The 11,491-nt window shown below is 42.5% G+C and carries 11 protein-coding genes; 10 read left to right on the forward strand and 1 reads right to left on the reverse strand.

Annotated elements, in window-relative coordinates; translation table 11 throughout:
• Positions 1–87 precede the first annotated feature (87 nt).
• From FWJ59_RS05215 to FWJ59_RS05260, 10 genes are all read left to right on the forward strand, one after another.
• Positions 88–396, forward strand: a complete 309-nt coding sequence (locus FWJ59_RS05215) for a hypothetical protein (RefSeq protein ID WP_025746792.1) — start codon at positions 88–90, stop codon at positions 394–396.
• 201 nt (positions 397–597) lie between these two features.
• Complete coding sequence (locus tag FWJ59_RS05220) at positions 598–1,662, forward strand: energy-coupling factor ABC transporter permease (RefSeq protein WP_414480926.1); 1,065 nt, start codon at positions 598–600, stop codon at positions 1,660–1,662.
• 39 nt (positions 1,663–1,701) lie between these two features.
• On the forward strand, positions 1,702–2,511 hold the full coding sequence (gene cbiQ, locus FWJ59_RS05225; RefSeq protein WP_025746790.1) for a cobalt ECF transporter T component CbiQ: 810 nt from the start codon (positions 1,702–1,704) through the stop codon (positions 2,509–2,511).
• Positions 2,512–3,276: an ABC transporter ATP-binding protein gene (locus FWJ59_RS05230; protein WP_025746789.1), complete on the forward strand. Its 765-nt coding sequence runs from the start codon at positions 2,512–2,514 to the stop codon at positions 3,274–3,276.
• A gap of 151 nt (positions 3,277–3,427) precedes the next feature.
• Positions 3,428–4,876: a glycoside hydrolase family 28 protein gene (locus tag FWJ59_RS05235; protein ID WP_414480927.1), complete on the forward strand. Its 1,449-nt coding sequence runs from the start codon at positions 3,428–3,430 to the stop codon at positions 4,874–4,876.
• 19 nt (positions 4,877–4,895) lie between these two features.
• Complete coding sequence (locus FWJ59_RS05240) at positions 4,896–5,594, forward strand: rhamnogalacturonan acetylesterase (RefSeq protein ID WP_414480928.1); 699 nt, start codon at positions 4,896–4,898, stop codon at positions 5,592–5,594.
• Positions 5,595–5,625: 31 nt separating this feature from the next.
• Positions 5,626–7,218, forward strand: a complete 1,593-nt coding sequence (locus tag FWJ59_RS05245) for a glycoside hydrolase 43 family protein (protein ID WP_025746786.1) — start codon at positions 5,626–5,628, stop codon at positions 7,216–7,218.
• Between the two features lie 196 nt (positions 7,219–7,414).
• Positions 7,415–7,780: a hypothetical protein gene (locus tag FWJ59_RS05250; RefSeq protein ID WP_156925033.1), complete on the forward strand. Its 366-nt coding sequence runs from the start codon at positions 7,415–7,417 to the stop codon at positions 7,778–7,780.
• 1,146 nt (positions 7,781–8,926) lie between these two features.
• Positions 8,927–9,835 (forward strand): adenine nucleotide alpha hydrolase family protein, encoded by a 909-nt coding sequence (locus tag FWJ59_RS05255; RefSeq protein ID WP_025746783.1) that lies wholly within the window; start codon positions 8,927–8,929, stop codon positions 9,833–9,835.
• A gap of 39 nt (positions 9,836–9,874) precedes the next feature.
• A complete protein-coding gene (locus FWJ59_RS05260) occupies positions 9,875–10,642 on the forward strand; it encodes a tRNA (adenine-N1)-methyltransferase (RefSeq protein ID WP_414480929.1) in 768 nt (255 codons plus the stop codon).
• Positions 10,643–11,227: 585 nt separating this feature from the next.
• On the opposite strand, the gene FWJ59_RS05265 is transcribed toward FWJ59_RS05260, so the two are convergent.
• A partial coding sequence (locus FWJ59_RS05265) for a transposase (protein ID WP_414480930.1) occupies positions 11,228–11,491 on the reverse strand: 264 nt, incomplete at its 5' end.

Genomic DNA, 11,491 nt, shown 5'->3' on the forward strand with positions numbered 1-11,491 from the left:
AGGTATTTTTATCCATAATTACCAGCCTCCTTTGTGATTTTATTATACACCAGACACAATTTTATTTTAACACCCACAGCAAGCGTAATGGGAACGACAAAGAGAAGGACAATAAAAAGGATAGTAAGTGGGAGGAAAAGGAGAACGAGTATAACAAGGGCAGTAGGAACGGTAAAGAGGGCTGGAACAATAAGGACAACGGTGGCGGCAGAGGAAGTTGGAGCAATAAAGCCAGCGAAGGCAACAAGGAGAGGAATGAGAATAATAGGGATAATAGAAACAGCAGAGGAAATAGTAGGAACGATAGAGACAAGAAAAATTATGGGTATAAAGCCGGCGAGAATCTTAGGCCTTCCATTTTGGCGTTGCGATGGCAAAAAGCCTTTGGACGATTGAGGACTAGATTAGATCTGGATTGAAATGATTAAAGTAAGGCCTTGACAATACATGATGAGTTGTGATAAGTTTTATTTAAATTGAAACCATGAAGGTTTCTGAAAGGGTATATCAAAAATTTTGTTTGATAACCCATGAAGGGGTATAGAGATGCCAAGTCTTGCCTTTTATGGGTTATTTTCTTTTAGAGGAGCTGATGTTATGCACATGGCTGATGCCTTGATTTCACCGGCCGTTGGTGGAACCATGCTGGCGGTTACCGCCGGGGTGCTGGCCTATTCTGCTAAAAAGGTTCAAAATGATATGGATGAAAGTAAAATTCCTCTTATGGGAGTTATGGGTGCCTTTGTCTTTACGGCACAGATGATCAATTTCTCGATACCTGGTACTGGCTCCAGCGGACATCTTGGAGGAGGAATGCTGCTGGCCATACTTTTGGGGCCTTATGCGGGATTTCTTACCATGGCTTCCATTTTACTTATACAGGCTCTGTTCTTCGGCGATGGTGGATTGCTGGCTTATGGCTGCAACGTCTTTAATCTTGGCTTTTATACCTGCTTTGTAGCTTATCCATTTATTTATAAAAAATTTGTGCGCAAAGGCATCAATCCGAGGAACATTTTTGCAGGATCTATGGTTTCTTCGGTGGTTGGGCTGCAGCTCGGGGCTTTTAGCGTTGTGGTTGAGACGCTTTTATCCGGGAAGACCGAACTGCCCTTTGGTCAGTTCCTGTTGTTCATGTTACCCATACACCTTGCCATTGGGGTAATTGAAGGGCTGGCTACCGCGGCAATAGTTACCTTTATATGGAAAGCCAGGCCCGAAATACTGGAGCGAGCGGTTGTCGGCGAAACTCTAAGAGGTGTGCCCATCAAGAAGGTCATGGTAGGGTTGGCGGTTGTAACGGTTATAGTTGGCGGGTTGCTTTCATGGTTTGCTTCTACCAATCCCGATGGCTTGGAATGGTCTATCGAAAGAGTAGCCGGCACAGCTGAACTGGAATCCGCAAGTGGCATTCACCGTATATTTTCTGAAATTCAAAACAGGGTCGCGTTTCTTCCCGATTATGGGTTTAAGACAGTTGAGGATGACACTGCAGGGCAACCGGTTGAGGAGGATGAAAGCTCCTGGCCTTCGGTTGATGCCGGAACTAGCGTATCCGGCATAGTGGGAGGAGCTATTACGCTTGTGCTGACCGTAATTTTGGGATGGATTATAAACGTATCGAGGAAAAGGAAGAGTAAAGCCACTAAAGCTGTTGCTTAATGAAGCTGCTTTAATATTTTTCATTTGGAGAAGGCCCGTATGTCAAATATTACAAATTCGTTATATGATATAGGATTGCTGGATGACCTGGCCAGAAAAAAGACCTTCATCCACCGCATCCATCCGGTGATGAAGCTGCTTACCACCATCGTTTATATAGTTGTGCTTACCTCGTTTGAAAAACATGAGGTTAGCGCTGTTTTGCCTTTTGTCTTTTATCCGGTTTTCATTATTTCTTTTGCCGAGATACCAGTAGTACCCGTCTTAAAGAGGGTATTGCTTGTCCAGCCTTTGATCATAGGGATTGGTATATTAAATCCTTTATTTGACACTTATATCGTTATGCTGGGGAATATCGCCATTTCAAGGGGATGGCTTACTTTTCTATCCATCCTTATAAAATCCAGCTTAGTGGTGATGGTTAGCATTTTATTGGTAGCAACTACGGGTATGGACAGAGTGGCAGTTGCATTACGGATGCTAAAAATTCCAAAGGTTTTTGTCCTGCAGCTTCTATTGATGTATAGATATATATGGTTGCTGATTGAAGAGGGTTTCCGGATGGCCCAGGCCTATTCCTTGCGGGCGCCGGGCCAAAAGGGGATAAAGATGAATGATCTGGGCTCCTTCTTGGGGCAGATGTTGCTAAGAGCTTTTGACAGGGCACAAAGGGTATACCAGGCCATGAACTTGAGAGGTTTTACGGGGGAGTATAATGCTGGCGATGTGTTAAAGGTAAGGTTTAGGGATGTGTTATACTTTGTGGCATGGAGCTTATTCTTCGTTATTGCTCGAATCTATAATATTGCCGCGTTGATAGGAGCATTGTTTACAGGAGTAGGTAGATAGATGAGCTATCATAAACTTGAAGTTAGAAATTTATATTTTTCATATCCGGATGGGCATGAAGCTGTGAAAAATGTGTCTTTTACAATTTATCACGGAGAATCTGTAGGTTTAATCGGTGCCAACGGGGCTGGAAAGTCTACGCTGTTGATGCTGCTGGTAGGCCTTTTACTTCCCGATCAAGGAGAAGTGCTGGTTGGAGATGTCAGACTAACAAAAAAGACGTTATCTGCTATACGCCAGAGGGTGGGCTTTGTCTTCCAGAATCCCGATGACCAGCTGTTTATGCCTACCGTGTATGATGATGTGGCCTTTGGACCCCGGAATTATGGGCTTGATGAAGATGAAGTAAAGCTCAGAGTGGAAAGAGCTTTGGAAATGGTAGGGATACCTCATCTGCGCGACAGGGTACCCTTCAGATTATCAGGAGGAGAAAAACGGGTAGTTGCAATCGCATCTGTTTTATCGATGCAGCCTGACATACTGATAATGGATGAGCCAACATCTGCCCTTGACCCCAAGTCGAGGCGGATGGTCATAAATTTGCTTAAAGGCTTTGATCACACCAAGATAATCGCCAGCCATGATTTGGATATGGTGCTTGAGACATGTAGGAGGGTGATTGTGCTAAATGAAGGGGAAATAGCGGCGGATGGCATGGCCGAGGAGATCTTGCGCGACAAGAAGTTGCTTGAAAGCTGTGGACTGGAGATGCCCCTTTCCCTTCAAAGGTGTCCCGTATGCGGTACTTCCAAAAAGCCTTTGTAAAGCGGTGACGATGGCATGAGCGCTGATTCCTTCGTTTACTTGCCTTCGATTCTTTTGTCGATAGAGAATTGACCGAAAGGTGGACAATTATGCCGAGGGATGACAAAAGTCGATGGAAAGTTCGATGAAAAAATGAAGGAAGGTGAGACGAATGAAATACTTCGAGATGCCCTGTGTACAAATTCCAACTTTTCCGGATAGGGATTTTGTAATAACCAGTTACGGTGCGGTGGGAGATGGTATACACCTAAACACGCAGGCTATTGCTAAGGCGATCGAGGAGTGCAGTTCTAGCGGAGGAGGAAGGGTGGTAATACCCCCAGGGGTGTGGTTAACAGGCCCTATTACCTTAAAAAGCAATGTGAATCTCCATCTTCAAAGAGGAGCAGTAGTGGTATTCAGCTCGGATTTTAATGATTATCCCGTTGTGATGTCCCATTTTGAAGGGCAGCAGACATTTAGATGTATGTCTCCAATAAACGGTGAAAATTTGGAGAATATTGCCATAACCGGCCAAGGAATTTTTGATGGCCAGGGCCAGGCTTGGAGGCCGGTCAAGAAATATAAGATGACCGATAACCAATGGAATGAACTCATCAATGCGGGCGGATTTGTGGATGAAAACGCTATGGTTTGGTGGCCCTCAAAGGAGGCAATGGAAGGAGCTCAATATTTTAAAAACCATAATGGTAAAATAACATCGCTTGAAGATGCAAAAAGATACAGGGATTTTTTGAGGCCTAATCTGTTGAGCTTGGTTAACTGTAAAAAGGTATTGTTGGATGGCCCAACTTTTCAAAATTCTCCGGCATGGAATCTCCATCCTGTAATGTGCGAACATGTGACCATTCGAAATGTGACCGTAAGAAACCCCTGGTATGCCCAAAATGGGGATGGCCTGGATCTAGAGTCATGCAAAAATGTCGAAATATATAATTCAACATTTGACGTAGGCGATGATGCCATATGCATGAAATCGGGCAAAGACGAGGAAGGTAGAAGAAGGGGAAAGCCGTGTGAAAATGTGAGGATATATAATTGTACCGTCTATCACGGTCATGGCGGTTTCGTAGTGGGAAGCGAGATGTCCGGAGGAGTAAGGAATATCCACGTGTCCAACTGTACTTTTATTGGGACCGATGTAGGGATAAGGTTCAAGAGTAGAAGGGGCAGAGGTGGGGTCGTGGAGAACATCTACATAGAGAACATCTATATGAAAGACATAGTGGATGAAGCCATTATCCTTACCATGTGGTACGGCCATAAGGCACAGAATGCAGATGATGCGAAATATTTACGACCTACCGAAGAAACTCCTGAGTTCAGAAATATTATGATTAAAAATGTAGTTTGCATGGGGGCGGGGAGAGCGATTCAGGTTAGCGGCTTACCCGAGTTGCCCATAAGTAGCATTTATTTTGATGATGTGATTGTAACTTCAGAAAAGGGCGTGGAGTGCGTAAACGCAACGGATTTGTTTTTTAGAAATGTTAAGCTTAAGATTGAGAAAAAGCCCGAGCTGGTGTTTGACAATTGTAAGAGGATAGAAATGGTAAATGTAGTGGATCCAGATGGCAATGATATAAAATTAAACCAGTAAAGGATGGGGGGCATAAAAATTGTCTACAAGCGGTCGAAAAGAGATTGCGATTTATATTGCTGGCGATTCTACAGCAGCTAATAAAACCCCTGATGTGTTTCCTGAAACGGGATGGGGACAGGTAATCGGGGATTTTTTTAATGAAAACGTAAAAATAAATAACCACGCGGTAAACGGCCGTAGTTCAAAGAGCTTTGTGGAAGAGGGCAGATTAGAGGCCATTTTGAAAGAGATAAAAGCAGGCGATTATCTATTTATCCAGTTTGGCCATAATGATGAAAAGGAACATGATCCTTCGCGGTATACCGAGCCACAAACCACCTATAAATATTATTTGAGGTTGTTCATCGAGGGAGCCCGCAGCAAGGGAGCTTATCCGGTTCTTTTAACCCCTGTTAACAGAAGGCTGTTTGAGAATGGCAGGATTATTAACACCCACAGGGAATATTGTAAAGCCATGAAGGAGCTAGCTTTGGAGTTGAATGTACCGCTTATCGACGTGTGTGAAAAGAGCAGAAAGCTATTTGAAGAATTGGGCGAAGAAAAGACCAAGGAGATTTTCCTGTGGGTTGAACCCGGTCAATATCCGGCCTATCCGGAGGGGAAACAGGATAATACTCATTTTTCCAGGCAAGGTGCCATTGAAATAGCCAAGCTTATCGTCGATGGCATTAAAAACGATATAGATTTGCCTTTAAAAAATTTTTTAAAGGTGTAGCTTTTAAGGATATGGGATGGAGGAACTTTTCATGCACATAGAAGATAAAATAGCTCTGTATAGAAAAAATGGCTTTCCTAGAGTATGGATATCTGATCAGGGTGATGGTACTTACATAAACCCTATACTTTATTTGGATTATTCCGACCCAGACATCATAAGGGTAAAAGATGACTTTTTTATGGTAGCTTCCAGCTTTAACTGTATACCAGGGTTACCCGTATTGCATTCAAAGGATCTGGTGAATTGGAAAATAATCAATTATGTAATCGACAGGCTACCTTTTCCAGAGTATGACAAGCCCCAGCACGGCAGGGGAGTGTGGGCTCCTAGCATTAGATACCATGATGGGTATTTTTGGGTATATTTTGCAATGCCCGATGAAGGCATCTTCATGAGCAAGACCAAAGACCCATGGGGTAAATGGGAGCCTCTGGTGTGCGTTAAAGAAGTCAAGGGATGGATTGATCCCTGCCCATTCTGGGATGATGACGGAAACGCCTATCTGGTCAACGCATTTGCCAGGAGCAGGATTGGATTTAAAAGCGTTCTTGCCATAAACAAGATGAAGCCAGATGGTACTGCTCTTCTTGATGAGTTTCGAATTGTGATCGATGGGAATGTCAATCATCCCACCATTGAGGGACCTAAAATGTACAAGAGAAACGGATATTATTATATCTCAGCTCCCGCCGGGGGAGTTTCAATGGGCTATCAGGTTGTGTTGAGGGCAAAACATCCCTATGGGCCTTATGAGGAGAAGATCGTGCTCCATCAGGGAAACACTCCTATCAATGGCCCCCATCAAGGCGGATGGGTGGAATTGGAGAACGGAGAGACGTGGTTTGTACATTTTCAGGATGACGACGCTTACGGCCGCATCGTTCACCTGCAGCCGGTGAAATGGGTGGATGACTGGCCATTGATGGGAATTGACGTCAACGGCGATGGGATAGGCGAGCCGGTCATGAGATATACAAAGCCGAACGTGGGGCGAGCATATGATATTGAAGTGCCCGATACAAGCGATGATTTTGACGGCAATGTTTTGGGCTTGCAATGGCAGTGGCATGCCAACCCAAGGGACGGATGGTATTCCCTTGTAGAGAGGGAGCACCATATAAGGCTATATATGACAAACGAATTGAGGGGGATAAGGAAAGTATTATGGAATGTGCCCAACCTCCTTTTGCAGAAGTTTCCGGCTCCTGAGTTTGAGGTGACAACCAAGCTGGAATTCAGCCCCCAGATCGATGGAGATCAGGCTGGATTGGTTATAATGGGGATGGAATATGCGGCTGTTGTGGCAAAAAAGGTGGCTGGCCATATCCAGATTTGTCTTATCAAGGGAAACGGGCCCCAGCAGGAGGAACGGCAGATAGAAAGCCACGATATTGGCTCATCGAACCTCATCTATTTGAGGGTGACCGTAAGGAAAAAAGCTAGGTGTACTTTTAGTTATAGCCTGGAGGGAGAGAATTTCATCTCCATAGGCGATGAATTTATAGCCAAGAAAGGCCACTGGATCGGAGCCAAAGTAGGGATTTTTGCCAATAACTATCATTTTGAAAACAGCAAGGGCTTTGCCGATTTTGATTGGTTTTTAGTGGATAGGGCAGAATGAAAAGTAAGAACAAAAGATCCCGGCAATTTAATAAATGCAATAAATGCAACGCTTTTGGTTTCTTTTTGCGCTTACTCATGGTATTTGGGTTTATATAGAGGTGGTAAGTTTGCAAATGCTGTTGCCTGACACTGTATAATGGCTATAGGCGTATCAACTAGGATTAAAAACATGAAAGAAATTGTAGAGTTCATGGGTGAATATGACTAAATTTACTTTATGGATCGATATGATTTCATCCTACAAAAGGAAGGGGCTTGTTAAAGATGAACTGGGGGATGGGGAAAAGCGCTATGTGGATGAATTGGTAGGTTTTGTGGAGGCATCTATTGGGAGAATGGTACCGGTGATGACTCCCGAAATGCAAGAGGGTAACATCCTCAGGATATGTACCGAGGAATATGGTGAATTGCCTGTGGACAGGGATGGTTTTAAAGGGGAAATACCGGACATCAAGGGCATGATAGCATTTAGTCCCTTTGAATATTACATTCAAAGGAAGTTATTTATTCATAATATGGGACATGTTAACAAACATACTTTTTATTTACGACGACCCTGATTACATTCGGAAGTTCCTCAGGACGGTTTTGCAGGATGCGGATTTTAAGGCATGAAGTTTATGATCTCGGTAACACTTTGGCGTTGTTTACTTTAAAAATACGCTCATCTATCTCGTAAAAGGAAATTACGAGGAGAGACGTTTTTTCTGGACACACTTGGTATGATGTCTCTTCTGAAATGTGAATTGTTGGGATTTTTCTATAATCAAAATCAGCCAGTGAGAGGGGGTAGGGACAGTAACCTATGCATGACAAGCCTGTCTAACATTGGCGATGAACACCTGATTCCACAACGAGGCTTACTGGATATGATATATGTAATCTCAAAAGCAGGAAAACCGCTAATGTCAACTGAAAGGTACGGCAAAGTAAGGCGGTTTTTAAAGCGAGGGTTTGCAAAGGTAGTCAAACGGGGGATGTGGTATCAAGAGAAAACACAACCGGTGATGTAAAATTTCAGTAGATAATAGCAGGGAAATAGGGATAGATATAAGAGAAGAAGAGACATCATCGGGGAAACAAACAAAACCAAGCTAAAAGAAGCATGAGGTCTCATAATAGATATTCGCCAAATGATGCCTTATTGCTTTCTCTTACAGGTTTGCATGTAATAAGGTAACTGCCGTGACATATGTGGTAAGGCTATATTATTGAACGGTGGGGGCTCATCAGGGAAAATTCTTTTGGACTCATCTACTACATCTTGACACGGACGTTTATCCAAATGTTGTTGAAAATTCTTGTATTACTTTGGTATAATTCAGCAGGGGGTGGTCATACCGACAGAATTTTTGACAACCCACTGGGTTACATCTTGATTCGGACACCTACCCAGGGGGTGCTGTAGCTCTTGTGGGGGGCAATATAAACCACAAGGTGCGTGCCGAATCCGTAGTAACCCTATAGTGCTGTATTGTAAAGCTAAGGCCATACCCGGGAACCAGGGTAAGTAAGGGCAAAACCCTTCCGCCCTGGTATTTCGTCTTGTGTGGAAGACCCCAAAAGCAAGAGTATGTGGTATGACCAACCTCATTATAGGGATAAACGGTAAAAAAGAGGAGAAAAGAAAGGTGTCAATTTTGACTGTTAAGAGAAAATAAAATTGAGGTACTGTAATCAATATCTACAGAAGAAGGGGGATACAATTGCGTTGTCGTCGTTGTGGTGAAAAAGCAGAGATATCTTTAAAGAGACATAATGCAATATTTTGTATTAATTGTTTTCAAGTTTACTATTCAAATCAAGTGCTCCGAAACATAAAACGAGAAAAGATGTTTAATACCGACGATCGGATTTTGGTGGTTGTATCTGGCGGAAAAGACAGTATGGCCTTATGGTATATTTTATTAAAAATGGGATATAATGTAACAGGAATGCATATCAACGTGGGTATAGGAGAATATTCGGCTAGATCGCAGGAAGTAGTAGAACATTTTTCACAAAAACATAATGCTCCCGTTATAATTAAAAATACCGAAAAGGAATTTAATTTTAACATACTTGACCTTGCGCGACAACTAAAACGGAGTACATGTTCCATATGCGGTGCGATAAAAAGGTACCTTTTTAACAAGGTGGCCCTCGATGAAGGGTTTGATGTTGTTGCCACGGGACATAATCTGGATGATGAAGCGGCAACTCTTTTGGGTAACGTATTGAGTTGGCAGGAGGGCTATCTTGCCAAGCAGTCACCTGTACTTCCCAGTACTCATCCGAAACTAGTCAAAAAGGTAAAGCCGCTTTATACTCTAACTGAAAAGGAAAATTTGGCTTATGTAACATACAACGGTATTGAATTTTTCCAAGGTAAATGTCCACTTGCTGTAGGAGCAAGTTCGATACTTTATAAAGAAGTTTTGAACAGGCTAGAAGAAGAAAGTCCTGGTACTAAACAACGTTTTCTCATTAACTTCTACAAGAAAGGGAGAAACTATTTTGAGAAAGAGTCAGGCACTGTTCAGCTCAAAGAATGTAGCCTCTGTGGTCAAGTGACCACTGCAGAGGTTTGTTCATTCTGTCGATTGCGAAAAATTGCAGAAAGGAAGGAGAATTAACCGGAGAAATAGACAATTATTGAAATAAGGAGGGTGAGAATGCAATCGGGATTTTCTACAAAAAGGGTGATAATCGGGCCGGATGGTTTTAAAAAGGTCGTGGACATTGCATCGCCAAATAAAGTAGGGCTTCCCAATGGACAAATAGATTCAACTGAGCTTGCCGAAATAAAGCCTGGGAATAGCTTTGAAATAAAGGACACGGTTTATTACGTTTTAAACTGCGATACTTACGATTACGTGATGCATTACTTAAAGCGCAAGACGCAGGTTGTCTATCCCAAGGAAGGTGCTTATATTCTCATGCGTCTTGATGTCTTCCCTGGAAAGCGCGTAGGCGAGGCGGGGACAGGCTCTGGAGCTTTTACGGTATGCCTTTCTAGGGCTGTGGGACCTCAGGGCCAAGTGTATACCTACGAACAGCGAGAGGATTTTTACAAGCTTGCAGAAAAAAATTTAAAAGACTTTTTGGAATTCGATAACGTAATAATGTATAATAAGTCTATTGAGGAAGGTATTCAGGAAAGAGATTTAGATGCCTTTTTTCTAGATGTACGAGAACCGTGGGAAGTTATACAAATAGTACGGGAAGCGCTAAAGCCGGCAGGACACCTTGGGATTATCGTTCCTACTACAAACCAGGTTTCCCAAACTTTAATCTCTTTAGAAAAGAACAGCTTCTATATTTCGGAAGTTGTGGAGATCATGATGAGAAAATATAAACTAGTGCCTGAAAGGCTAAGGCCCAAAGATCTAATGGTAGGCCACACCGGTTATTTAATTTTTGCAAGAAAATTGGGCGAATGAGCAAGACTGTACAAAGTAAGAGTTTTTCTTTATCGTTTTCTCATAATTCATCGATTACCTCGATTTTTTAAATAGTTTTTCCAATTCTGTTTTAAAGCAGCAACAATTTCATCGTGTTTGCTGCTGTAGATGATTTTTTCGCGGTAGGCACGAGCGAAGGCAGACCAGGCTTCAGCATAGGCAACTTTAAAGGTGGCAACTAATTAAAGAGTTTTGCAGGGTTTCTCGGACCAGAGGAGTTTCCTTATCGGTTGATATACAGTTTAACTAATGCGCTTGTATCAAGATATACAATCATTCCCTGACCTCTGATACGAAATCTAAAACACTTCTAGACTCTAAATTGCAATATTAAATGCAACACTTTTTGAAAAAAGTATGATATAGATATCCAAATTTTTACTCTTTCATTTGTAAAACCTTATGGTGTCAAGGGAAGGGTGGAGATTTTCGAGCGTAAGCGAGAAAATACTACCCGACCTTGACACCATTTAACAGATGATATAATTGTTTCCAGGCCAGTTGGCATACCTGCCCAATTGGCCTTAATTGTATTCTATCATCCTAACTCTTTCGATCTCTACGTCAGCTTACTTCAACAAATAGCCCTTCTAATGTTTTGCCTTTTCTCTTACAGATTTCTAACAGTTCCCTGTAGAAACATTCGTCTGGTGTATTGTAACCCAGTATCTTTCTCGGATATTGATTCATCCATCTTTCTATCTCTTTAACCTCTACTAACGGTATGTCTTTTATCGCTTTCCCTTTGGGAATAAATCTCCTTATAATCCCATTTTGCCTCTCATTGCTTCCCCTTTCCCATGACGAGTAAGGATGGCTAAAATATGC

It is taken from the genome of Caldicoprobacter sp., from assembly GCF_047459465.1.
Classification (GTDB): Bacteria; Bacillota; Clostridia; order Caldicoprobacterales; family Caldicoprobacteraceae; genus Caldicoprobacter.

What these genes read in the sequence shown, in the direction of transcription:
- FWJ59_RS05235 (WP_414480927.1), top strand. Translation starts at nt 3,428, where the DNA reads ATGAAATACTTCGAGATGCCCTGTGTACAAATTCCAACTTTTCCGGAT.
- cbiQ (WP_025746790.1), top strand. Translation starts at nt 1,702, where the DNA reads ATGTCAAATATTACAAATTCGTTATATGATATAGGATTGCTGGATGAC.
- FWJ59_RS05230 (WP_025746789.1), top strand. Translation starts at nt 2,512, where the DNA reads ATGAGCTATCATAAACTTGAAGTTAGAAATTTATATTTTTCATATCCG.
- FWJ59_RS05215 (WP_025746792.1), top strand. Translation starts at nt 88, where the DNA reads ATGGGAACGACAAAGAGAAGGACAATAAAAAGGATAGTAAGTGGGAGG.
- FWJ59_RS05245 (WP_025746786.1), top strand. Translation starts at nt 5,626, where the DNA reads ATGCACATAGAAGATAAAATAGCTCTGTATAGAAAAAATGGCTTTCCT.
- FWJ59_RS05260 (WP_414480929.1), top strand. Translation starts at nt 9,875, where the DNA reads ATGCAATCGGGATTTTCTACAAAAAGGGTGATAATCGGGCCGGATGGT.
- FWJ59_RS05220 (WP_414480926.1), top strand. Translation starts at nt 598, where the DNA reads ATGCACATGGCTGATGCCTTGATTTCACCGGCCGTTGGTGGAACCATG.